The organism is Streptomyces sp. NBC_01426, from assembly GCF_036231985.1.
Lineage (GTDB): Bacteria > Actinomycetota > Actinomycetes > Streptomycetales > Streptomycetaceae > Streptomyces.
Genome location: NZ_CP109500.1, coordinates 2,532,784 through 2,556,627, shown reverse-complemented (window position 1 = coordinate 2,556,627; position 23,844 = coordinate 2,532,784). Strand labels below are relative to the sequence as shown.

The 23,844-nt window shown below is 71.6% G+C and carries 19 protein-coding genes; 14 read left to right on the top strand and 5 right to left on the bottom strand.

Going from position 1 to position 23,844, the window contains the following annotated elements:
* Window positions 1–2: 2 nt before the first annotated feature.
* The 3 genes from rpmF to mutM all read left to right on the top strand — a co-directional run bounded on the left by rpmF (window position 3) and on the right by mutM (window position 2,034).
* Entirely contained in the window at window positions 3–176 is a 174-nt protein-coding gene (gene rpmF / locus OG906_RS10975) for a 50S ribosomal protein L32 (protein ID WP_053675094.1), read from the top strand.
* Between the two features lie 19 nt (window positions 177–195).
* On the top strand, window positions 196–1,041 hold the full coding sequence (gene rnc, locus OG906_RS10970) for a ribonuclease III (RefSeq protein ID WP_267800180.1): 846 nt from the start codon (window positions 196–198) through the stop codon (window positions 1,039–1,041).
* Window positions 1,042–1,173: 132 nt separating this feature from the next.
* Window positions 1,174–2,034: a bifunctional DNA-formamidopyrimidine glycosylase/DNA-(apurinic or apyrimidinic site) lyase gene (mutM, locus tag OG906_RS10965; protein WP_329442143.1), complete on the top strand. Its 861-nt coding sequence runs from the start codon at window positions 1,174–1,176 to the stop codon at window positions 2,032–2,034.
* Here the strand turns inward: mutM and OG906_RS10960 are convergent.
* Window positions 2,007–2,411: a winged helix-turn-helix transcriptional regulator gene (locus tag OG906_RS10960; protein ID WP_329442141.1), complete on the bottom strand. Its 405-nt coding sequence runs from the start codon at window positions 2,409–2,411 to the stop codon at window positions 2,007–2,009. The genes mutM and OG906_RS10960 overlap by 28 nt on opposite strands.
* A gap of 128 nt (window positions 2,412–2,539) precedes the next feature.
* Here OG906_RS10960 and OG906_RS10955 point away from each other — a divergent pair, with 128 nt between their 5' ends.
* Window positions 2,540–3,148 carry a flavodoxin family protein gene (locus OG906_RS10955; protein WP_267827225.1) on the top strand — a complete coding sequence of 203 codons (609 nt, stop codon included), beginning with the start codon at window positions 2,540–2,542 and terminating at the stop codon, window positions 3,146–3,148.
* Between the two features lie 48 nt (window positions 3,149–3,196).
* On the opposite strand, the gene OG906_RS10950 is transcribed toward OG906_RS10955, so the two are convergent.
* Window positions 3,197–4,216 carry a CAP domain-containing protein gene (locus OG906_RS10950; RefSeq protein ID WP_329442139.1) on the bottom strand — a complete coding sequence of 340 codons (1,020 nt, stop codon included), beginning with the start codon at window positions 4,214–4,216 and terminating at the stop codon, window positions 3,197–3,199.
* Between the two features lie 142 nt (window positions 4,217–4,358).
* Here OG906_RS10950 and OG906_RS10945 point away from each other — a divergent pair, with 142 nt between their 5' ends.
* The 4 genes from OG906_RS10945 (at window position 4,359) to OG906_RS10930 (ending at window position 10,876) form a co-directional block, all read left to right on the top strand.
* Window positions 4,359–4,640, top strand: a complete 282-nt coding sequence (locus OG906_RS10945; protein ID WP_267800176.1) for an acylphosphatase — start codon at window positions 4,359–4,361, stop codon at window positions 4,638–4,640.
* A gap of 350 nt (window positions 4,641–4,990) precedes the next feature.
* Window positions 4,991–5,206 (top strand): hypothetical protein, encoded by a 216-nt coding sequence (locus tag OG906_RS10940; protein WP_030227372.1) that lies wholly within the window; start codon window positions 4,991–4,993, stop codon window positions 5,204–5,206.
* A 230-nt stretch (window positions 5,207–5,436) separates the two neighbouring features.
* Entirely contained in the window at window positions 5,437–9,189 is a 3,753-nt protein-coding gene (locus tag OG906_RS10935) for an AAA family ATPase (protein WP_329442136.1), read from the top strand.
* 256 nt (window positions 9,190–9,445) lie between these two features.
* The gene (locus OG906_RS10930; RefSeq protein WP_329442134.1) at window positions 9,446–10,876 is read left to right on the top strand and encodes a sugar porter family MFS transporter; all 1,431 of its coding nucleotides are present in this window, start codon (window positions 9,446–9,448) and stop codon (window positions 10,874–10,876) included.
* 49 nt (window positions 10,877–10,925) lie between these two features.
* On the opposite strand, the gene OG906_RS10925 is transcribed toward OG906_RS10930, so the two are convergent.
* Together OG906_RS10925 and OG906_RS10920 are read right to left on the bottom strand one after the other, a co-directional pair.
* Window positions 10,926–11,912 (bottom strand): LLM class flavin-dependent oxidoreductase, encoded by a 987-nt coding sequence (locus OG906_RS10925; RefSeq protein ID WP_329442132.1) that lies wholly within the window; start codon window positions 11,910–11,912, stop codon window positions 10,926–10,928.
* Between the two features lie 62 nt (window positions 11,913–11,974).
* A complete protein-coding gene (locus tag OG906_RS10920; RefSeq protein WP_329442130.1) occupies window positions 11,975–13,447 on the bottom strand; it encodes a cytosine permease in 1,473 nt (490 codons plus the stop codon).
* A gap of 197 nt (window positions 13,448–13,644) precedes the next feature.
* On the opposite strand from OG906_RS10920, the gene ftsY reads away from it, so the two are divergent.
* Complete coding sequence (gene ftsY / locus OG906_RS10915) at window positions 13,645–14,859, top strand: signal recognition particle-docking protein FtsY (protein WP_329442128.1); 1,215 nt, start codon at window positions 13,645–13,647, stop codon at window positions 14,857–14,859.
* Window positions 14,860–14,946: 87 nt separating this feature from the next.
* Here ftsY and OG906_RS10910 read toward each other — a convergent pair whose 3' ends face one another.
* The gene (locus OG906_RS10910; RefSeq protein ID WP_329442126.1) at window positions 14,947–15,615 is read right to left on the bottom strand and encodes a bifunctional DNA primase/polymerase; all 669 of its coding nucleotides are present in this window, start codon (window positions 15,613–15,615) and stop codon (window positions 14,947–14,949) included.
* 409 nt (window positions 15,616–16,024) lie between these two features.
* On the opposite strand from OG906_RS10910, the gene nsdA reads away from it, so the two are divergent.
* The 5 genes from nsdA to ffh all read left to right on the top strand — a co-directional run bounded on the left by nsdA (window position 16,025) and on the right by ffh (window position 23,717).
* Window positions 16,025–17,515 (top strand): transcriptional repressor NsdA, encoded by a 1,491-nt coding sequence (gene nsdA / locus OG906_RS10905; RefSeq protein WP_329442124.1) that lies wholly within the window; start codon window positions 16,025–16,027, stop codon window positions 17,513–17,515.
* Between the two features lie 292 nt (window positions 17,516–17,807).
* Window positions 17,808–19,145, top strand: coding sequence for an ammonium transporter (locus OG906_RS10900; protein ID WP_267827233.1), 1,338 nt, complete (start codon window positions 17,808–17,810; stop codon window positions 19,143–19,145).
* A complete protein-coding gene (locus OG906_RS10895; protein ID WP_053675124.1) occupies window positions 19,142–19,480 on the top strand; it encodes a P-II family nitrogen regulator in 339 nt (112 codons plus the stop codon). The genes OG906_RS10900 and OG906_RS10895 overlap by 4 nt, the downstream gene beginning before the upstream one ends.
* 17 nt (window positions 19,481–19,497) lie before the next feature.
* Complete coding sequence (locus OG906_RS10890; RefSeq protein ID WP_329442121.1) at window positions 19,498–21,924, top strand: [protein-PII] uridylyltransferase; 2,427 nt, start codon at window positions 19,498–19,500, stop codon at window positions 21,922–21,924.
* A gap of 218 nt (window positions 21,925–22,142) precedes the next feature.
* A complete protein-coding gene (gene ffh, locus OG906_RS10885) occupies window positions 22,143–23,717 on the top strand; it encodes a signal recognition particle protein (protein ID WP_267827237.1) in 1,575 nt (524 codons plus the stop codon).
* Window positions 23,718–23,844 lie beyond the last annotated feature (127 nt).

Genomic DNA, 23,844 nt, shown 5'->3' with positions numbered 1-23,844 from the left:
CCGTGGCTGTTCCGAAGCGGAAGATGTCGCGCAGCAACACGCGCCACCGCCGGTCGCAGTGGAAGGCTGCGGTCCCCAACCTGGTTTCGTGCGAGCGCTGCCAGGAGCCGAAGCTCCAGCACATTGCGTGCCCGAGCTGCGGCACCTACAACAAGCGCCAGGTTCTCGAGGTCTGAGCGGCTGGTGAGAGGCGCAATGTCTGAGCTGTCCAACGCTGAGAAGCAGGCAGACAGTAACAACGCGGCCTCGTCCCACGTGCTTCTGGAAGGGCGGCTCGGGTACCAACTCGAGACCGCCCTTCTGGTGCGTGCACTGACCCACCGCTCGTACGCGTACGAGAACGGCGGTCTGCCCACCAACGAGCGCCTGGAGTTCCTCGGGGACTCCGTGCTCGGCCTGGTGGTCACGGACACGCTGTACACGACCCACCCCGACCTGCCGGAAGGCCAACTGGCCAAACTGCGGGCCGCTGTGGTCAACTCGCGCGCACTTGCGGAGGTCGGGCGTGGCCTCGAACTCGGCTCCTTCATCCGGCTCGGCCGGGGCGAAGAGGGCACGGGTGGCCGGGACAAGGCCTCCATCCTCGCCGACACGCTTGAAGCGGTGATCGGCGCGGTCTACCTCGATCAGGGCCTCGACGCGGCCTCGGAGCTGGTCCACCGGCTCTTCGACCCGCTCATCGAGAAGTCCTCCAACCTCGGGGCCGGCCTGGACTGGAAGACCAGTCTCCAGGAGCTCACGGCGGCCGAAGGCCTTGGTGTACCGGAATACCTGGTCACCGAGACCGGTCCGGACCACGAGAAGACCTTCACAGCTGCCGCTCGCGTCGGTGGTGTCTCGTACGGCACCGGCACCGGCCGCAGCAAGAAGGAAGCGGAACAGCAGGCGGCCGAGTCCGCGTGGCGCGGGATCCGCGCCGCGGCGGACGAGCGGATCGCGGCGGCAGCCGCTGCCGCAGCCGCTCCGGCAGAGGTCGCGGCTCCGGCCGCGGCCGAGGACGGCGGGGCGCCGACGCCCGTCGAACCGTCGCCGGGCGCCTGACCCTTCCTTCGGGATGTTCCCCGCCCCCGCCCCTCTCCGGAGGGGCGGGGGCGGTCCCGTTCCCGGGCACCCCGAGGGCGGCCGGTAGGCTCGGCGAAGCGTCCAGACCCGTCGCCCTCCCGGAGGAACACCGTGCCCGAGCTGCCCGAAGTCGAAGTGGTGCGGCGCGGTTTGGAGCGTTGGGTGGCCGGGCGGACCATCGAGTCCGTCGAGGTCCTGCACCCCCGTGCCGTGCGGCGGCACCCGGGCGGCGGCGCCGATTTCGCGGCCCGACTCACCGGGGAGACCGTCGGGGTGCCGCAGCGGCGCGGGAAGTACCTGTGGCTGCCGCTCGTGGAACGCGACCTGTCGGTGCTGGGCCACCTCGGCATGAGCGGACAACTGCTGGTGCAGCCGGTCGGGGCCCCCGACGAGAAGCACCTGCGGATCCGCGTGCGCTTCGACGACGCGACCGGCACCGAGCTGCGCTTCGTGGACCAGCGCACCTTCGGCGGGCTGTCCCTGCACGAGAACACCCCCGACGGGCTCCCCGACGTCATCGCGCACATCGCCCGTGACCCGCTGGACCCGCTCTTCCCCGAAGCCGCCTACCACCTCGCGCTGCGCGCCAAGCGGACCACCGTCAAGCGGGCCCTGCTGGACCAGTCGCTCATCAGCGGGGTCGGCAACATCTATGCCGACGAGGCCCTGTGGCGCGCCCGCCTGCACTACGAGCGCCCGACGGCCACGCTCACGCGCCCCCGGAGCGCGGAACTCCTCTCCCACGTCCGTGACGTCATGAACGCCGCGCTCGCCGTCGGCGGGACCAGCTTCGACAGCCTGTACGTGAACGTGAACGGCGAGTCCGGATACTTCGACCGCTCGCTCGACGCGTACGGCCGGGAGGACGAGCCCTGCCGGCGCTGCGGGACCCCGATGCGCCGCCGGCCGTGGATGAACCGGTCGAGCTACTTCTGCCCGCGCTGTCAGCGGCCGCCGCGCGCCTCGTCGTAGGACGCCCGGGCGGCGAGCACCTGCCGCATGTTGTCCTCCACGGAGTGGATCAGGGCGAGCAGCCGGTCGGCGACCTCGTGGCCCAGGGGAGTGAGTTCGTAGTCGACGCGGGGCGGGTTCGTGGGCTGCGCCTCGCGGTGGACTATGCCGTCGCGCTCCAGCGCGTGCAGGGTCTGGGAGAGCATCTTCTCGCTGACGCCGTCCACGCGGCGACGCAGTTCGTTGAAGCGACAGGCGCCGTCGCGCAGGGCGCCCACGGTCAGACTGCCCCAGCGTCCGGTGACGTGCTCCAGGGTTTCCCGGGAAGGGCAGGTGCGGGCGAAGACATCGAAAGGCAGTTCCGATGCGGGCGCGTCCGTGCGAACAGGGGTCTCCATAGCGCAAGCGTACCCTCGGGTAGCGCTAACTGTCTGCTTGCGCTTTCGAAAAGTTAGTGATTCTCTTTCTCTTGTCGCCGTCGTGCCACGACGCGACGCATCGAGCACATCCTTGAGGGAGAACCACCATGTCCGACATCACGCCCGCCCCCGTCGTCTCGGTCGCCTACCACTCGGGATACGGCCACACCGCGGTCGTCGCCGAGGCCGTCCGGGCGGGAGCCGCCGACGCCGGCGCGACCGTCCACCTCGTCAAGGTCGACGAGATCGACGACGCGCAGTGGGCGCTGCTGGACGCGTCGGACGCGATCATCTTCGGCTCCCCGACGTACATGGGCACCGCCTCGGGCGCCTTCCACGTCTTCGCCGAGGCCACCTCGAAGCGCTGGTTCGGGGACGTCTGGCAGGACAAGATCGCCGCGGGCTTCACCAACTCCGGCTCGAAGAGCGGCGACAAGATGCACACGCTGCAGTTCTTCCAGACGCTGGCCGCGCAGCACGCGATGAGCTGGGTGAACCTGGGCCTGAAGCCGGGCTGGAACTCCACCACCGGCTCCGAGTACGACCTGAACCGCCTCGGCTTCTTCTCCGGCGCGGCCGCCCAGACCAACTCTGACCAGGGCCCCGAGGCGGTCCACAAGGCGGACATCGCCACCGCCGAGCACCTCGGCCGGCGCGTCGCCGAGCACACCCGCGTGGTCCTGGCGGGTCGCGCGGCCCTCGCCGTCGCGCGGTAGCCGCCGTCCGGTGGTCGCCGGGGTGACGGTCCTCCGGGAGCGGGGCCTCTAGAAGCCGAAGTCCTGGGTCCACCACGGGCCGCCGGCTGCGAAGTAGGCGCCGACGCCCAGGGTGCGGAACTCGCAGTTGAGGATGTTCGCCTTGTGGCCCGGGCTGTTCATCCAGGCCTTCATCACCGCGTCGGCGTCACCCTGGCCGCGGGCTATGTTCTCGCCGCCGAGGCCGGATATGCCCGCGTTGTCGGCCCGCTTCCACGGGGTGTTCCCGTCCGGGTCGGTGTGGTCGAAGAAGCCCCGTATCGCCATGTCCTTGCTGAAGGCGCCCGCCAGCGCCGCGAGCGGCGGGTTCGCCCGGACCGGGCCGCAGCCCGCCTGGGCGCGCGCCTGGTTCACCAGGGTCAGGACGGCCGCCTCCTCGGCGGAGTGTCCACCGGAGGGTGCGGGCGCCGTGGGCTTCGGCGCGGGGGTCGAAGGCGTCCTGGTCGGCTCCGGCTCGGGGTCCGGCTTCGGCTCGGGGTCCGGCTTCGGGGCGGGAGCGGTGGGCTTCTCCGGCTCCGGCTTCACAGGCTCCGGCTTCACGGGCTGGGGCTTCACCGGTTCGGGCTTCACGGGCTGGGGCTTCACCGGTTCGGGCTTGACCGGTTTCGGTTCCGGCGCCTTCGTCGAGGCGGACGGCTTCGGCGTCGGGGACTGCGGCTTCGGGGACTGCGTCGTCGGCGTCGGCGTGGGAGAGGTCGAGGCCGAGGGGGACGGCGACGACGGCCGGGTCGGCGTGGCGCTGCCCGGGGCGGAGGGCGTGGAGGCGCGGCCCCGCAGACCGGCCAGGCCGCCCTGCCCCTGTACCGCGTTCTCGTCACGGGCGGACGGCGAGGCCTTGGCCTCCGTCTTCGCGCCGGTGTCCGTCCCGACGTACGGGAAGGAGCCGCCGACCGGGACGATGCCGGTCGTCACGACCGCCGTCGTGCCGAGGACCAGGGCCACCGGGACACCCACGAGGCCGATGCGGACGGCGGTGCCGCGCTTGCCGCCGCCGCGGCGCGGCGGAGCGGGGAGTTTGTGGCGTCCCATCGGCGTCGTGCCTTCCTTCAGCGATCCTTCAACGATCAATCTTTGCTCGCCCAAACGGATGAGCTCATTGGAGCGGGACTGTACGCCATGGGACCCGGGGGGCGATGTGCCGCGAATCGGACGCCCCGGTTAGCGTTCGGGCATGGATGAAGAAGTCCGGCTGACCGCATGGGTGCGCGGCCGTGTACAGGGAGTGGGCTTCCGCTGGTTCACCAGGGCCAATGCTCTGGAGATCGGCGAGGTGGTCGGCTTCGCGCTCAACCTGGACGACGGTCGAGTACAGGTGGTGGCCGAAGGTCAACGTGAGAATTGCCACCGGCTGCTGGACTGGCTGCGCTCGGCCGACACGCCCGGCCGGGTGGACGGGGTGACAGAGATCTGGGGCACACCGCGCGGTGGCTACGAGGGATTCGCGATCCGATGACGGATCGACTGATCATGCACTGATCAGATCTCTGGATGGTCGACACACGGTCGGAACTGCGCATTCGTCGCGGAGCCGTTGCCGTCGGTCGGGATCCGTGGAAGGCTCGGAGATGAGGATGATCTCCGCGCCGCAGGCGAGCGCCGGGCCGCCCGCCGATACGGGGCGTGATCGTGTTGACCGTCAAACTTTTTGGTGAGACGCTGGAAGCCCCGCGCACCTGAGCTGTTTGGCAGTGTTGGCAGTAGTAAGCGCAGTGACTGTCAGTTGCTGCCGGACATCCGCGGGTGCGATTCCCTCACGACCCACACCGCTCTCGGTCGGTCACTCAGTGTGGAGGACCATCCATCATGGCAAAGGCGCTTCTCGGTTACGTCGGCGGTTCCGACCCGCGACTCCTCGCCGAGATGCGACGGCTTCAGCAGCGCGTCCAGGACCTCGAGTCCGAGCTCGGACGAATCCAGTCCGAGAACGACGCACTGAACGCGGCCGCCGCTCAGCACGGAGACTCGCTGCTCGACAGCATCGACCTCGACGTACCCCAGGCGGAGCCTGCGCTCACCTGATCCGCGCTTCACTCGTCGCTCGATTCCAGCACCGTTTGATCTGCAAGGGACGCTCCGGCGTCCCTTCTTTCTTGCACGGCCGGCCCCTCTTCGCACCGCCGGCCCGTCCCTGCCGGCCGTCCCCGCCCGGGCCGCACCATTGGGCCAGGTGGGGGGTTGATTCCGTTGCCGTCTGATCTGCCCTGCACCTTCATGGGTGAAACCGAACGTGAAAGGTAGAGTCCGGCGGCGTGCACCTCAAGTCCCTGACCCTGCGCGGCTTCAAGTCATTTGCTTCCGCGACCACCTTGCGCTTCGAGCCGGGGATCACCTGTGTCGTCGGCCCGAACGGATCGGGCAAGTCCAACGTGGTGGACGCGCTGTCCTGGGTCATGGGCGAACAAGGGGCCAAGTCCCTGCGCGGCGGCAAGATGGAAGACGTCATCTTCGCCGGCACCACGGGCCGCCCGCCGCTGGGGCGCGCCGAGGTCTCGCTGACCATCGACAACTCCGACGGCGCGCTGCCGATCGAGTACGCCGAGGTCACGATCACGCGGATCATGTTCCGCGGCGGGAGCAGCGAGTACCAGATCAACGGCGACACCTGCCGGTTGCTCGACATCCAGGAGCTGCTCTCCGACTCCGGCATCGGCCGCGAGATGCACGTCATCGTCGGACAGGGTCAACTGGACTCCGTACTGCACGCCGATCCGATGGGCCGCCGCGCCTTCATCGAGGAGGCGGCCGGCGTACTGAAGCACCGCAAGCGCAAGGAGAAGGCGCTGCGGAAGCTCGACGCGATGCGGGCCAACCTCGCGCGCGTACAGGACCTCAACGACGAACTGCGGCGACAGCTCAAGCCGCTCGGGCGCCAGGCGGCTGTGGCCCGGCGGGCCGCCGTGATCCAGGCGGATCTGCGGGACGCGCGACTGCGGCTGCTCGCCGACGACCTGGTCACCCTGACGGGTGCGCTGGACGCGGAGATCGCGGACGAGGCGGCGCTGAAGGAACGCAAGGAGGCGGCCGAGCGGGAGCTGGCGGGCGCGCTGCGACGCGAGGCCGAACTGGAGGAAGCGGTACGGGAACTCGCCCCCCGGCTGCAACGGGCGGGGCAGACCTGGCACGAACTCGCCCAGTCGGCCGAACGGGTGCGCGGAACCGTTTCCCTGGCGCAGGCGCGGGTCAAGAGCGCGTCGGCGCCGCCGGAGGACGAGCGGCGCGGCCGCGATCCCGAGGAGATGGAGCGCGAGGCGGCGCGGATCCGTGAGCAGGAGGCCGAGCTGACGGCCGCTCTGGAGGCGGCCTCGCGGGCGCTGGAGGACACCGTCGAGCACCGGGCGGAGCTGGAGCGTTCCCTGGCCGACGAGGAACGGCGGCTGCGGGACGCGGCGCGGGCCATCGCCGACCGGCGCGAGGGGCTGGCCCGACTGACCGGCCGGCTCGGCGCGGCCCGGTCGAGGGCGGGCGCGGCGCAGGCGGAGATCGAACGGCTGGAAGCGGCGCGCGACGACGCCGAAACCCGTGCGGCGCGGGCACAGGCGGAGTACGAGGCGTTGGCCGAGGAGGTCGGGGCCCTTGACGACCCGGCGGTCGAGGGGGAGTACGAGGCGGCGCGGGCCCGGCTGGCGCGATCCGAGGCGGCCCTGTCGGCGGCCCGCGAGGCGCTGACCTCGGCCGAGCGCTCCCGGGCGGCCGTGGCGGCCCGACGGGACGCGTTGGCGCCGGCGCTGCGGCGCAAGGACGGCACGGGAACCCTGCTCGGGACCCGCGAACGGCTCGACGGGCTGCTCGGCCCCGCGGCCGAACGGGTGACGGTGGCACCGGGGCACGAGGTGGCGGTCGCCGCGGCGTTGGGAGCGGCCGCCGACGCGCTCGCCGTGTCCTCGGCGGGGGCGGCGGCGGAGGCCATCCGGCACCTGCGGGACACGGACGCGGGGCGGGTCACCTTCCTGATCGCCCCGGAGTCCGCGGCCGTCGTGCCCGGTCAGGCCGTGGATCCCGGAGGCCGGCCGGCGGGCGAGGGGAGCCTGCCGGGCCAGAGCGCCGGCCCGGATGCGCACGCCGCCCAGGCGTCGGCGCCCGCTTCCGCCCCGGCCCCGGCCCCGGTATCGGCTCCGGTGTCGGATGGCCTGGTCCCGGCCGCCGCCCACGTGCCCGCTCCGGCCGCCCCGCCGGCCCCGATCGCGGTCGGGGCGCGCACGCCCGGGGTGCCCGCCGGGAGCCTGGTGACGGGGGACCCGGGCGTGGTGCGGGCCGTCGCCTGGGCCCTGCGGGAGTACGTCGTCGTCGCGAACCTGGACGAGGCCGAGGCGCTGGTGGCCGAGCGGGCCGACCTGGTGGCGGTGACCGCCGACGGGGACGTCCTGGGGGCCCATCTCGCGCACGGCGGTTCCGCCGGGGCGCCGAGCCTCATCGAGGTACGGGCCGCCGTGGACGAGGCCGCGGCCGAGCTGGCACGGCTGGAGGAGGAGTGCGCCGAGCTGGCCGGCGCCAAGGAGGGCGCCCACAGCGACCGGCAGGAGGCGGCCCGGCTCGTCGAGGAGCTGGCCGAGCGGCGCCGGGAAGGCGAGCGGGCCCGGGCCGGGGTCGCGCAGCAGCTGGGCCGGCTCGCCGGGCAGGCGAAGGGCGCGGCGGGCGAGGCCGAACGGGGCGTCGCCGCCGCGACCGCGGCGCAGGGCGCGCTGGAGCAGGCGCGCAGCGAGGTGGAGGAGTGCGCGGAACGGCTCGCCGTCGCCGAGGAGATGCCGGTGGACGAGGAACCGGACACCTCGGCCAGGGACCGGCTCGCCGCCGACGGGGCCAACGCGCGACAGACCGAGATGGAGGCGCGGCTCCAGCTCAGGACCCACGAGGAGCGGGTCAAGGGGCTGGCCGGGCGCGCGGACGGACTCGACCGCGGCGCCAGGGCCGAGCGCGAGGCCAGGACCCGTGCCGAACGGCGCAGGCAGCGGCTGGCCCACGAGGCCGAGGTGGGTCGGGCGGTGGCCGACGGAGCGCGACAGCTCCTGGCCCATCTGGAGGTGTCGATCGGTCGGGCCGAGGCGGAGCGCGCCGGCGCCGAGCAGGCCAAGGGGGTGCGCGAACGGGAGCTCGCCGAGGCCCGCGGCCGGGGTCGCGACCTCAAGGGGGAGCTGGACAAGCTGACCGACTCCGTGCACCGGGGAGAGGTCCTCGGAGCCGAGAAGCGGTTGCGGATCGAGCAGGTCGAGGGCCGCGCCCTGGAGGAGTTCGGGGTGGAGGCCGCCGGGCTGGTGGCCGAGTACGGCCCCGACCAGCCGGTGCCGCCGTCGCCGGCGGCCGAGGGCGAGGAGCTGCCGGAGGACCCGGAGCACCCGCGGAACCGGCCGGGACCGTACGTCCGCGCGCAGCAGGAGAAGCGGCTCAAGGCGGCCGAACGCGCCTACCAGCAGTTGGGGAAGGTCAATCCGCTGGCGTTGGAGGAGTTCGCGGCGCTGGAGGAGCGGCACAAGTTCCTCAGCGAGCAACTGGAGGACCTGCGCAAGACCAGGGCCGATCTGCTCCAGGTCGTGAAGGAGGTCGACCAGCGGGTCGAGGAGGTGTTCACCGAGGCCTACCGGGACACGGCGCGTCAGTTCGAGGGGGTGTTCTCGCGGCTGTTCCCCGGCGGCGAGGGTCGGTTGATCCTCACGGACCCCGACAACATGCTGACCACCGGTGTGGACGTCGAGGCGCGCCCCCCTGGCAAGAAGGTCAAGCGGCTGTCGCTGCTGTCCGGCGGCGAGCGTTCGCTGACCGCGGTCGCGTTGCTGGTGTCCATCTTCAAGGCCCGACCCAGCCCGTTCTACGTCATGGACGAGGTCGAGGCGGCCCTGGACGACACCAACCTGCAGCGGCTGATCCGGATCATGGAGGAGCTCCAGGAGAGCTCGCAGCTGATCGTGATCACGCATCAGAAACGCACGATGGAGGTCGCCGATGCCCTGTACGGCGTCTCCATGCAGGGAGATGGAGTGTCCAAAGTGATCAGTCAGAAGCTCCGCTAGAGACCTTCATCGTTCAATAGATGAACGCAAAGCCTTCCCGGTTCACTCGTTCGTCGGCATTCACCGGCAAGAAACGAGTTCATCATCTTCTATTGACTTCAGGAAGTGAACTCATAAGCTCTCCTCTGTCGCCGTGATGTTCAGGTGGTGGTGCACTGTTTGATGTGCGCCACTGTGAGGAACACGATCAGGCGACGACACGAGTACCAACACCCCCCACGCTGCCCGCCGTCGGCGCCGGGCCCAGGAGCGCACCTTGACCAGCACAGCGAACGCACCCGCGGCAGGCGGGGGAAGCGCGGACCACCCCGACCACCTCGGGCACGTCATCTTCATCACCGCGGCCGCCGCCATGGGTGGCTTCCTCTTCGGCTACGACAGTTCCGTCATCAACGGCGCCGTCGAGGCCATTCGGGACCGCTTCGACGTCGGCTCCGCGGCGCTTGCCCAGGTGATCGCCGCCGCGCTGATCGGCTGCGCCTTCGGCGCCGCCACCGCCGGCCGCATCGCCGACCGGATCGGCCGCATCCGCTGCATGCAGATCGCGGCCGTCCTCTTCACCGCGAGCGCCCTCGGTTCGGCCCTGCCCTTCGCCCTCTGGGACCTCGCCACCTGGCGCGTCATCGGAGGCTTCGGCATCGGCATGGCCTCCGTGATCGGCCCCGCCTACATCGCCGAGGTCTCCCCGCCCGCGTACCGCGGCCGGCTCGCCTCGTTCCAGCAGGCCGCGATCGTCATCGGCATCGCCGTCTCACAGCTGGTCAACTGGGGCATCCTCAACCTCGCCGACGGCGACCAGCGCGGAGAGATCGGCGGCCTGGAAGCCTGGCAGTGGATGCTGGGCGTCATGGTCATCCCGGCCGTGCTCTACGGCCTGCTGTCCTTCGTCATCCCCGAGTCCCCGCGCTTCCTGGTCTCGGTCGGCCGCATGGAGAAGGCCAAGGTCGTCCTGCGCGAGGTCGAGGGCGACCGCATCGACGCCGACGCCCGCGTCCGCGAGATCGACAACGCCATCCACTCGGAGCACAAGTCGACCTTCAAGGACCTGCTCGGCGGCCGCTTCGGCTTCCTGCCGATCGTCTGGATCGGTATCGGCCTCTCCGTCTTCCAGCAGCTCGTCGGCATCAACGTGATCTTCTACTACAGCTCCTCGCTGTGGCAGTCGGTCGGCATCGACGCGAGCTCCTCGTTCCTCTACTCCTTCGAGACGTCCGTCGTGAACATCATCGGTACGGTGATCGCGATGCTGCTGGTCGACCGCATCGGCCGCAAGCCGCTCGCCCTCATCGGCTCCGTGGGCATGACGCTCTCCCTCTCGCTCGCCGCCTGGGCGTTCTCCTTCCGCTCCGGCAGCGGGGACGACATCACCCTGCCGCACACCCAGGGCTTGGTGGCCCTCTTCGCCGCCAACTTCTTCGTGCTCTTCTTCGCCCTGTCCTGGGGCGTGGTGGTCTGGGTGCTGCTCGGCGAGATGTTCCCGGGCCGCATCCGCGCCGCCGCCCTCGGTGTGGCGGCCGCCGCCCAGTGGATCGCCAACTGGGTCATCACGGTCTCGTTCCCGTCGCTGTCGGACTGGAACCTGTCCGGCGCCTACGTCATCTACGCGTGCTTCGCCCTGCTCTCGATCCCGTTCATCCTCAAGTGGGTGCCGGAGACCAAGGGCAAGGCGTTGGAGGAGATGGGGTAACCACCCCCGCCAACACCCCCTCTCCTCTTCCGACAGGTACTGCCCCCGCTCAGCTCTTGAGCCGGGGCAGTACCTGTTCGCACAGCAACTGCAGGCTGCGCCACCCCTCGTCGACGGGCATCCCGCCGCACAGCGGATGCAGCACCAGGTTGCCCGCCTCGCCGGCGGCGCGGGCGTGGGCGACCGCCTCGTCCGGGGTGAGGATCCGGTACACGCCCTCCGCGCGCAGCTCGGACACCGAGTGCGCGCCCGACCGCACGGCGCTGACGATGTCCTTGGACTGCCAGGACGCGTACATCCCGGCCTCGTGCAGGAAGTGCTCGCCGTACTCGGCCCAGGCCCGGTCGGGGTCCTCCGCGATGTGCAGCAACGGCGTCTGCGCGGCGGGCATCATGCAGAAGCCCTCCGTGCCGTGCTCCGCGAGCTGCTCCCGGTAGTACGCCTCCAACTCCGGCAGGTGGGCGCTCGGGAAGAAGGGCAGTCCCAGCCGGGCCGCGCGCCGCGCCGCCGCCCGTGAACTGCCGCCGACCAGCAGCAGCGGGTGCGGCCGGGTGAACGGTCGCGGGGTGACCCGTACGGTCCGGCCGCGGAAGGGGAACGGCTCGCCGGTCCACGCCTTCAACAGGGTCTCCAGAAGCTCGTCCTGGAGCCTGCCGCGCCGGCCCCACTCCACGCCGTGCTGCTCGTACTCCTCGGGCCGGTACCCGATGCCGGCGACGGTGACGAGGCGGCCGCCGCTCAGCAGGTCGAGCACGGCGATGTCCTCGGCCACCTTCAAGGGGTCGTGGAGCGGGCCGATGATCGCGGAGACGGTGACCGCGATGCGGCGGGTGGCGCCGAAGACCGCGCCCGCGAAGAGGAAGGGCGAGGGCATCCAGTTGTTCCCGGTGCCGTGGTGCTCCTCGGTCTGGACGGTGTCGATCCCGCGGTCGTCCGCGTACTTCGCCATCTCCAGCGCGGCCTTGTACCGGGCGGAGAGGGTTTCCGGGGTGCCGTTCGGGTCGACGAGGTTGAAGCGGGCCACGGTGATGGGCATGGAGAAGTCCCCCTTCGCCGGATGTGGTGGGCGGGCGAAGGGGGACGTTAGCTGACGTGGCGTCAGTTGCCCAGGGTCCCGGCGGGCACCGGCTCCCCGCTCTCGACCGGGGCGCTCTCCACGACCGCGGTACGGGGCAGGACGGCGTACAGCACGCCCGACGTGAGGATGCCCGCCACCCAGCCCAGGCCGTTCTGCCCGATCCAGGTCGAGGCGAGCGGGCCGCTGAACCAGTCCACCTTGGTGAACAGCAGCCCCACCACCAGGGCCACGCCCCAGGCCGTCATCGCCTGCCAGGCGTAACCGCCCTTGTACCAGTAGGCACTGCCGGCCGTGGTGTCCAGCAGCGCGCGCCCGTCGTAGGACGTGCGGCGCAGCATGTCCACGCCGAAGACGCCGATCCACGCGGAGAAGGCCACGGCCAGCAGCGTCAGGAAGGAGATGAAGGAGCCGAAGAAGCTGGTCGCGACGACCATCAGCAGGAACCCGAAGACCAGGCTGATGACCGCGTTGACGCTGACGGCCCAGGCGCGCGGGACCTTGATGCCGAGGGTCTGCGCCGTGAAGCCCGCCGAGTACATCGACATCGAGTTGATCAGCAGCATGCCGACCACCGCGATGAGCAGGTACGGGACCGCGATCCAGGTCGGCAGCAACTCGCCGATGAAGGAGACCGGGTCCTGGGCGGAAGCCAGGTCGGGGGTGCCGACGGCCATCACCGCGCCCATCAGCACCATGGGCAGGACCACGATCCCCGCGCCGCCGATCGTCGCGCCGACCATGGCCTTCGAGGACGCGGTCCGCGGCAGGTAGCGCGTGAAGTCCGGGCCCGACGGGACCCAGCTGATGCCGCCGGCGGCGATGGTGCCGATGCCCGCGATCATCATCGCGGTGGACCCGGCGGGCTTGTCGAGGACCGCCGCCCAGTCGGTGTCGAACACCAGGTAGCCGAGGACGAGCACGCTGAACGCGCCGAACAGGTACGTCGACCACTTCGAGCACACGCGCAGCGCGTTGATGCCGAGCCCGGAGACCACGAAGGTGCAGCCCACGAAGAAGAGCAGGGTGACGACGATCAGCGCGGTGTTGCTCTTGATCCCGAAGACCAGGTCGAGGACGGTCAGCACGGCGTAGGCGCCGCTGACCGCGTTGATGGTCTCCCAGCCCCAGCGGGCCACCCAGATCAGCGCGCCGGGGAAGAGGTTGCCGCGCTGCCCGAAGACGGCCCGCGACAGCGCCATGCCCGGCGCCCCGCCGCGCTTGCCGGCGATGGATATCAGGCCGACGATCCCGTACGAGAGGACGGGCGCGGCGATCGCGACGACGAGCACCTGCCAGATGTTGAGCTTGTTGAAGATCACGAGCCCCGCGCCCATGGTCAACAGCAGCACGCTGATGTTGGCGGCGACCCAGGTCGGGACGAGTTCGCGCACCCGGCCGCCCCGCTCGTGGTCCGGTACGGGTTCCAGTCCGCGGGTCTCGACCGCCGTCTCCTGGGCGGTCTCCGTCGCACCGGCAGTGGGCTTGGCAGGCATGCACTACTCCGTGGGGATGTGGGGGGAGTGGTACATCATCGTAGTTTCGCCGCGAAAATCACAAATAGAGGAGTAATGCCCGGCGGGGAGCGCCGAAGGGCTCGCCGGCGAGGGCCGCACCCCATCCGGCCACGCTCCGCGGCGCCGCCCGCGCGGGTCCGCCCGCGCCGCGCGCCGTGGCCGATACTGGTGGGGTTATGGACATCCTCATTCTCGCTGTAGTCATCGCCCTGGTCGCGGTCGGCTTGGTCGGCGGGCTCGTGGTCGGCAGCCGCAAGAAGAAGCAGCTGCCCCCCACGGCACCGCCCGGCCCGCCGACCATCACTGCCCCGCCCGCCGAACCGCAGGTGGGGGAGGACGCCGCCCCCACGGCGGAAGAGCCGCGTCGCACGATCGAGGAGGTGACCCTTCCCGAGGCGGAGGCGGCCACCGATTCCCCGGTCGCCGTCGAGGACCCCGTGGTCGCGGCACCCGAGATCGAGGTGCCCGAGCCCACCGCCGGCCGCCTGGTCCGGCTGCGCGCACGGCTCTCCCGTTCGCAGAACTCGCTCGGCAAGGGGCTGCTCACGCTGCTCTCCCGCGAGCACCTCGACGAGGACACCTGGGAGGAGATCGAAGAGACCCTCCTGATCGCCGACGTCGGCGTCGTGCCGACGCAGGAACTGGTGGACCGGCTCCGCGAGCGGGTCAAGGTGCTCGGCACCCGCACCCCCGCCGACCTGCGCACCCTCCTGAAGGAGGAGCTGCTGACCCTGGTCGGCACCGACTCCGACCGCGCCGTCAAGACCGAGAGCGGCGTCGACACCCCGGCCGTCGTGATGGTCGTCGGCGTCAACGGCACCGGCAAGACCACCACCACCGGCAAGCTGGCCCGCGTCCTCGTCGCCGACGGCCGCAGCGTCGTGCTCGGCGCGGCGGACACCTTCCGTGCCGCCGCCGCCGACCAGCTCCAGACCTGGGGGGACCGGGTCGGCGCCCGCACCGTGCGCGGCCCCGAAGGCGGCGACCCGGCGTCGATCGCCTACGACGCCGTCAAGGAGGGCATCGCCGAGGGCGCGGACGTCGTGCTGATCGACACCGCCGGCCGGCTGCACACCAAGACCGGGCTCATGGACGAGCTCGGCAAGGTCAAGCGCGTCGTGGAGAAGCACGGCCCGCTGGACGAGGTCCTGCTCGTGCTGGACGCCACCACCGGCCAGAACGGCCTCACCCAGGCGCGCGTCTTCGCCGAGGTGGTGGACATCACCGGCATCGTGCTGACCAAGCTCGACGGCACCGCCAAGGGCGGCATCGTCGTCGCCGTCCAGCGCGAGCTGGGCGTCCCGGTCAAGCTCATCGGTCTCGGCGAGGGACCGGACGACCTGGCCCCCTTCGAGCCGGAGGCGTTCGTGGACGCCCTGATCGGCGACTGAGCGACTCGCTCCGCGACCCCGCCGCCGTACGCGTGCCAGTGCCCCCGCATCCGACCGGATGCGGGGGCACTGGCACGCGTACGGCCGTCAGCGCCGCAGGCGGTGGCAGATGTACGCGAGCGTCCCCAGCAGCAGCCGGGCCTGCGGCGGCCCGCCCACGCAGTCGAGCGCGGGCGGCCGAAGCCAGCCGGCCGGGCCGAGCCCCGCGCGGTCGGAGGGCGGGGCGGTGAGGAAGGCGCCGTGGCCCAGGGCCCGCAGGTCGAGATCGGCGTCGTCCCAGCCCATCCGGTACAGCAACTGCGGCAGCTCGGCCGCGGCCCCGGGGGCGACGAAGAACTGGGCCCGGTCGTCCGGGGTCACGGTGACCGGGCCCAGCGGGAGCCCCATCCGCTCCAGTCGGACCAGCGCGCGCCGCCCGGCCTCCGCGGAGACCTCGATGACGTCGAAGGACCGACCGACGGGGAGCATGATCGCGGCGCCGGGGTACTCGCCCCAGATCTCGGTGACCTCGTCGAGGGTGGCGCCCGCCGGCACGGTGGGTGCGAAGTCCAGCGGATGCGCCCCGGGCGCACCGCAATTCGTATGACCGCAGGAACACCCGGCGGCGGGTGCCGCCGCCCGGGCGCCGGGGACCGTCTCCCAGCCCCACAGGCCGGTGTACTCCGCCACCGTCGTGTACTCCGAGGTCCTGCCGCGGCGCCGAGCGCCGGAACGGAACTCCTTGGTGCCGCGGCTGCCGCCGATCGTGAAGCCCATGCCCATGCCCCCTCCAACGGGTCGAACGCGTCGGTGGTTACGACGTCGGCGAGACCTCCTGTCGGTCGGCCCCGGGAGCCACTCCGGGAGGGGGTCGCCCGGCGCACTCCTCACCGCGCGCGCCCCCAGTGCACTCCCGTCCAACCATTCCGTTTCGCCTGCCTGTCAAGTGAATCGCGCCTGGCCGGTGGCGAGTTCATTCGAAGGGGTGGCGAATGGTGGCGTTTCTGGAATCGACCTCGCGGTGGGGGTGATCGTAGGATTACTTTCGGTACACGAGCCCGGAGGGCAGACCCGTTCGTGGGTATGCCGGAGGCAAAGCGTGAAGGACCTGTGAAGGCACCCGGTCGCGCCTGCGCTCCGAGCCAGGGTTTCGTGATGAGGATGCTGAACGGATGGGGGCGTTCCTGTGAGCGGCAACGGCGCAAGCGGAACGAGCGAGTCGTCGGAGGCTGCCGATCGCAATGAGCAGCTGACCTCCTGGTTCGTCCGCAGTGGCTGGTCCAAGGGTGAGCTGGCCCGACAGGTCAACCGCCGGGCCCGCCAGATGGGCGCCCACCACATCAGCACCGACACCTCGCGGGTCCGCCGCTGGCTCGACGGCGAGCAACCCCGCGAACCCGTTCCGCGGATCCTCTCGGAGCTGTTCTCCGAGCGCTTCGGCTCCGTCGTCGCCATCGAGCAGCTCGGCCTGCGCACCGCCCACCAGACCCCCTCCGTGTCCGGTGTGGACCTGCCCTGGGCCGGCCCGCAGACCGTGGAGCTGCTCAGCGAGTTCTCCCGCAGTGACCTGATGCTGGCGCGCCGGGGCTTCCTCGGGACCTCGCTCGCCCTGAGCGCGGGCCCCGCGCTCATCGAACCCATGCAGCGCTGGCTCGTCCCCACCCCGACCGCCGACCCCGGATCGCGTACCGAGGGCGGGTCCACGGGCGGCCACCGGCCGCCCCGGCTGTCCGAACCGGAACTCGACCTGCTCGAAGCCACCACCGTGATGTTCCGCCAGTGGGACGCCCAGTGCGGTGGCGGGCTGCGCCGCAAGGCCGTGGTGGGCCAGCTGCACGAGGTCACCGACCTGCTCCAGGAGAACCACCCCGCCCCGATCATGAAGCGGCTCTTCAAGGTCGCGGCCGAGCTCGCCGAGCTCGCCGGCTGGATGAGCTACGACATCGGCCTGCACCCCACCGCGCAGAAGTACTTCGTCCTGGCCCTGCACGCCGCCAAGGAGGGCGGGGACAAGCCGCTCGGCTCGTACATCCTCTCCGGCATGAGCCGCCAGATGATCCACCTCGGGCGCCCCGAGGACGCCCTGGAACTCATCCACCTCGCGCAGTACGGCAGCCGCGACTGCGCCGGACCCCGGACCCAGGCCATGCTGTATGCGATGGAGGCCCGCGCCTACGCCAACATGGGCCAGCCCAGCCGCTGCAAGCGCGCCGTGCGGATGGCCGAGGACACCTTCTCCGACGTCGCCTTCGACGGCGAGCCCGAGCCCGACTGGATCCGCTTCTTCTCCGAGGCCGAGCTGAACGGCGAGAACTCCCACTCGTACCGGGACCTGGCCTACGTCGCGGGCCGCAGCCCCACCTACGCCTCCCTCGCCGAACCCGTCATGGCGCGGGCCGTGGAGCTGTTCGCCAAGGACGACGAACACCAGCGCTCGTACGCCCTGAACCTCGTCGGGATGGCCACCGTCCACCTGCTCCGGCGCGAGCCCGAGCAGGCGGCCGTCCTCGTCGACCAGGCCCTGGACGTGGCGCGAAAAGTGCGGTCCGAACGGGTGAACACGCGACTCCGCAAGACCGTCGACCAGGCCGCGCGTGAGTACGGCGACGTCGCCGAGGTGGTCCGGTTGACGGACGTCCTCGCCGCCCGGCTCCCCGAGGCCGCGGAGGCCGTCTGACGGCCCTGACGGCCGTCCCCCAGGCACCGGCCGCGGCAGCGGACCCCGTGAAGCCCGATCAGGCTCCCCCAGCCAGGTCTCCCGGGTCACCGCCGCGGCCGGCTTTCGCGCTTCCGCTCGTTCATGGAGGCGTAACACGCACGACCTCTTCGTCATCGGCGTGAAACACGCAGCGGCGCCGCCGGAAACCGGCCTGCGCGAATCTCAGGGCCAATAACCGGCCAGCCCCTTAACGCCGCTCAGGTTTTCACGATCGCCCGCACGCGAACGTACCGACGACGAGGAGACGCCGATGGCATCAGCCATCACGACCCTCGCGGCAGACGCCCCGACGCTGTCTGCCGCGAACACCGGGTTCATGCTCATCTGCTCCGCCCTGGTCATGCTGATGACCCCGGGACTCGCCTTCTTCTACGGAGGCATGGTCCGCGTCAAGAGCAGTCTCAACATGCTGATGATGAGCTTCATCAGCCTCGGGATCGTCACGATCCTCTGGGTCCTCTACGGATTCAGCCTCGCCTTCGGCACCGACGCCGGCTCGCTCATCGGCTGGTCCTCCGACTACGTCGGCCTCAGCGGCATCGGGATCACCGAGCTGTGGGACGGCTACACCATCCCGGTGTACGTCTTCGCCGTCTTCCAGCTGATGTTCGCCGTCATCACCCCCGCCCTGATCAGCGGCGCCCTCGCCGACCGCGTCAAGTTCAGCGCCTGGGCCCTCTTCACCGCCCTGTGGGTCACCGTCGTCTACTTCCCCGTCGCCCACTGGGTGTGGGGCGCGGGCGGCTGGCTCTTCGAACTCGGCGTCATCGACTTCGCCGGCGGCACCGCCGTCCACATCAACGCGGGCGCCGCGGCCCTCGGCGTCATCCTGGTCATCGGCAAGCGCGTCGGCTTCAAGAAGGACCCGATGCGCCCGCACAGCCTCCCCCTCGTGATGCTCGGCGCCGGCCTCCTGTGGTTCGGCTGGTTCGGCTTCAACGCGGGCTCCTGGCTCGGCAACGACGACGGCGTCGGCGCGGTCATGTTCGTCAACACGCAGGTCGCCACCGCCGCCGCCATGCTCGCCTGGCTCGCCTACGAGAAGTTGCGCCACGGCTCCTTCACCACCCTCGGCGCCGCCTCCGGCGCCGTCGCGGGCCTCGTCGCCATCACCCCGTCGGGCGGCGCGGTCTCCCCGCTCGGCGCGATCGCCGTCGGAGCCATCGCCGGCGTGCTGTGCGCCATGGCCGTGGGCCTGAAGTACAAGTTCGGCTACGACGACTCCCTCGACGTGGTCGGCGTCCACCTCGTCGGCGGCATCGTCGGCTCCCTGCTCGTCGGGTTCTTCGCGACCGGCGGGGTCCAGTCCGACGTGGCCGGCCTCTTCTACGGCGGCGGCCTGGAGCAACTCGGCAAGCAGGCCATCGGAGTCTTCTCCGTCCTGGCCTACTCTCTCGTGGCGTCCGCGATCCTCGCCTTCCTCCTCGACAAGACGATCGGAATGCGGGTCACCGAGGACGTCGAGGTCTCCGGCATCGACCAGGTCGAGCACGCCGAGACCGCATACGACTTCAGCGGAGCCGGCGGCGGAGCCTCGCGCGGAACCGCCACCCCCGCTGCCGCCGCGACCAAGAAGGTTGACGCATGAAGCTGATCACCGCGATCGTCAAGCCCCACCGGCTCGACGAGATCAAGGAAGCCCTCCAGCGCTTCGGGGTGCAGGGACTCACGGTCTCCGAGGCCAGCGGATACGGCCGCCAGCGCGGCCACACGGAGGTCTACCGAGGCGCCGAGTACACCGTGGACCTCGTACCGAAGATCCGCATCGAGGTGGTCGTCGAGGACGACGCGGCCGACGACGTGATGAATGTGCTCGTCACCGCGGCCCACACCGGCAAGATCGGTGACGGCAAGGTGTGGAGCGTCCCCGTGGACTCGATCATCCGGGTCCGCACCGGCGAGCGCGGCGCTGACGCGCTCTAGGCGACGGGAGACCCTGGGTGACGAGTGTGGACGCGACCACGACCGAACCGGCCGACTCGGGACCCAGCGGTTACGCCGCGGCCCGGCTGCGACTCCTCCGGGAGGAGTCGCGGTCCGGGCCTTCCCGGCGTTCCGCCCTGGCAGCCCTGACCGACGACTGGCTGCGGGCCCTCTTCGCGCGAGCCGTGCGGGAGACCGGCGTACGAGGCGCCTCGCTGGTCGCCGTCGGCGGCTACGGGCGCGCCGAACTCTCCCCCCGCAGCGACCTCGACCTGCTGCTCCTGCACGACGGCAAGGCCGACGCCCGCGCGCTCGGCGCGCTGGCCGACCGCCTCTGGTACCCCGTGTGGGACCTCGGCGTGGCCCTCGACCACTCCGTACGGACCCCCGCGGAGGCCCGCAAGACCGCCGCCGAGGACCTCAAGGTCCACCTCGGACTGCTCGACTCCCGCCCCGTCGCCGGTGACGCCGGACTCCTCGCCGGGCTGCGCACCTCCGTCCTGGCCGACTGGCGCAACCAGGCCGTCAAACGGCTCCCGCAACTGCACACCCTGTGCCGCGAGCGCGCCGACCGGGCCGGCGAGCTGCGCTTCCTGCTCGAACCCGACCTCAAGGAGGCCCGCGGCGGCCTGCGCGACATCACCGCGCTGCGGGCCGTCGCCGCCTCCTGGCTCGCCGACGCCCCCCGCGAGGGACTCGCCGAGGCCCGACGCACACTGCTGGACACGCGCGACGCCCTGCACCTGGTGACCGGCCGGGCCACCGACCGGCTCTCCCTCCAGGAACAGGACCAGGTCGCCGAACGGCTCGGACTGCTCGACGCCGACGCCCTGCTGCGCGAGGTGTACGAGGCCGCGCGGGTCGTCGCGTACGCCGGAGACGTCACCTGGCGCGAGGTCGGGCGGGTGCTCCGCGCCCGCTCCGCCCGCCCCCGCCTGCGCGGGCTGCTGGGGAGCCGGGGCCCGGCCGAGTCGGCGCGCGCCCCGCTGGCCGAAGGGGTCGTGGAATCCGACGGCGAGGCCGTGCTGGCGCTGGCCGCGCGCCCCGAACGGGACCCGGTGCTCGCGCTGCGGCTCGGCGCGGCCGCCGCACAGGCCGGCCTGCCCGTGTCCCCGCATTCCGTACGCCGGCTCGCGGCGCAGGCGAAACCCCTGCCCGTGCCCTGGCCCGCCGAGGCCCGCGAACAACTCCTGACGCTCCTCGGCGCGGGGGAGCCCACGATCGGCGTCTGGGAGGCCCTCGAAGCGGAAGGGCTGATCACGCGGCTGCTGCCCGACTGGGAACGCGTCCGGTGCCGGCCACAGCGCAACCCCGTGCACACCTGGACCGTGGACCGGCACCTGGTCGAGACCGCCGTCCGCGCCTCCGAGATGACCCGCCGGGTGAGCCGCCCCGACCTGCTGCTGATGGCCGCGCTGCTGCACGACATCGGCAAGGGCTGGCCCGGGGACCACTCCGTCGCCGGCGAGACCATCGCCCGCGACGTGGCCACCCGCGTGGGCTTCGACGCGCGGGACACCGCCGTCCTCGGCGTCCTCGTCCGCAACCACCTGCTGCTCATCGACACCGCGACCCGGCGCGACCTCGACGACCCCGCCACCGTGCGCTCCGTCGCGGAGGCCGTCGGTTCCACCGGCACCCTGGAACTGTTGCACGCGCTCACCGAGGCCGACGCCCTGGCCACCGGGCCGGCCGCCTGGAGCGCCTGGCGCGGTTCCCTGGTGGCCGACCTCGTCGCCCGCGTCGCGGCCGTCCTGCGCGGCGCGCCGCCCGCCGCCACCGAACCGGAGATCCCCTCCACGGAACAGGAACGCCTCGCGGTCGAGGCGCTGCGCACCGGGGAACCGGTGCTCGCGCTGCACGCCCGCCAGGAGGAGGACGCCGTCGGCGTCGAACTCGTCGTCGCCGTCCCCGACCAGCCCGGGGTCCTCCCCGCCGCGGCCGGCGTACTGGCCCTGCACCGGCTGACCGTACGGGCCGCCGACCTGCGCTCCCTGGAACTGCCCGACCTGCCGGGGGAGGTGCTCGTGCTGCGCTGGCGGGTCGCCGCCGAGTACGGGTCCCTGCCCGAGACGGCACGGCTGCGGACCGACCTGATCCGGGCGCTGGACGGCTCCCTGGACGTCCCGGCGAAACTGGCCGAGCGCGAGTCGGCCTACCCCCGGCGGCGCGGAGTGGTCCCGCCCCCGCCCCGGGTCAGCGTGATCCCCGACGTCTCCTCGCTGGCCACGGTGCTGGAGGTGCGCGCACCCGACGCGGTCGGACTGCTGCACCGGATCGGACGGGCACTGGAGTTCGCGGGGGTCCGCGTCCGCAGCGCCCACGTCTCCACACTCGGCGCCAACGCGGTGGACTCCCTGTACGTGGTCGACGCCGACGGCAAGCCGCTGCCGCCGGCCCCGGCGGCGGCGCTGGCCGCCGAGGTGGAGGCGGCGCTGCGCTGACACCGCCTCGCCGCCACCCTCGCCCGACCCCTCGCCCGAGCCCTTCGCGGGCCCCGGCGGGGGTCGCGCGGCGCCGCCGATCGAGCGCATCGCCCCTGCTCCCCGCCCGTGCGCCGGCGGGACCCCGGCCGCTTGGGACGGCCGGGGGCACATCCGTCCCGAGGCCCGATACCCTGGGGGGCGACCACACGCCCCCGACCTGAGGAATCGCGACCACCGTGTTCGATACGCTTTCCGACCGCCTTGCCTCGACTTTCAAGTCCCTCAGGGGCAAAGGTCGCCTCTCCGAGCAGGACATCGACGCTGCGGCGCGGGAAATCCGTATCGCCCTCCTCGAGGCCGACGTCGCCCTCCCGGTCGTCCGCTCCTTCATCGCGAACGTCAAGGAGCGCGCCCGCGGCGAAGAGGTCTCCAAGGCCCTGAACCCGGGCCAGCAGGTCCTCAAGATCGTCAACGACGAGCTGGTCTCCATCCTCGGTGGCGAGACCCGGCGGCTGCGCTTCGCCAAGACCGCCCCGACGGTGATCATGCTCGCCGGTCTCCAGGGTGCCGGTAAGACCACCCTCGCCGGAAAGCTCGGCCTGTGGCTGAAGGGGCAGGGCCACGCCCCGCTCCTCGTGGCGTGTGACCTCCAGCGCCCCAACGCCGTCAACCAGCTCTCCGTGGTGGCCGAGCGCGCGGGCGTCGCCGTCTACGCGCCGCAGCCCGGAAACGGCGTCGGTGACCCGGTCCAGGTCGCCAAGGACTCGATCGAGTACGCCCGTACCAAGCAGTACGACGTGGTCGTCGTCGACACCGCCGGTCGCCTCGGCATCGACCAGGAGCTGATGCAGCAGGCCGCGGACATCCGCGACGCCGTCAGCCCCGACGAGATCCTCTTCGTCGTCGACGCCATGATCGGCCAGGACGCGGTCAACACCGCGGAGGCCTTCCGCGACGGCGTCGGCTTCGACGGCGTCGTGCTCTCCAAGCTCGACGGCGACGCCCGAGGCGGTGCCGCGCTCTCCATCGCGCACGTCACCGGCAAGCAGATCATGTTCGCCTCGAACGGCGAGAAGCTCGACGAGTTCGACGCCTTCCACCCCGACCGCATGGCGGGCCGGATCCTCGACATGGGTGACATGCTCACCCTGATCGAGCAGGCCGAGAAGACGTTCAGCCAGGCCGAGGCCGAGAAGATGGCGGCCAAGCTGGCGAAGGGCCCGAAGGAGTTCACGCTCGACGACTTCCTGGCCCAGATGGAGCAGGTCCGCAAGATGGGCTCCATCTCCAAGCTCCTCGGCATGCTGCCCGGCATGGGCCAGATCAAGGACCAGATCAACAACATCGACGAGCGCGACGTGGACCGCATGGCGGCGATCATCAAGTCGATGACCCCGGCCGAGCGCCAGGACCCGCACCTCATCAACGGCTCGCGCCGCGCCCGCATCGCCAAGGGATCCGGCGCCGAGGTCAGCGCCGTGAAGTCGCTGGTCGAGCGCTTCTTCGAGGCCCGCAAGATGATGTCCCGCATGGCCCAGGGCGGCGGGATGCCCGGCATGCCCGGCATCCCCGGGATGGGTGGCGGCCCCGGCCGGCAGAAGAAGCAGGTCAAGCAGGCCAAGGGCAAGCGCAAGAGCGGCAACCCGATGAAGCGCAAGGAAGAGGAGGCCGCGGCCGCGGCCCGGCGCGAGCAGGGTCCGCAGGCGGGCGAGCCGGCCGCCGGTGGCAACCCGTTCGGTCTGCCGGCCGGCGGCGCCCAGCCCGGCCAGGACTTCGACCTCCCGGACGAGTTCAAGAAGTTCATGAAGTGACCGCCTGACGGCACCGCGCGACGCGTACGAGGAGGGCCCCGGCCGGGGATGCGGCCGGGGCCCTCCCGCGTACACGGCACCCGGCCGTCGAGGCGCAATGATCAGGTATGTCGCTTATCGTCGGGCG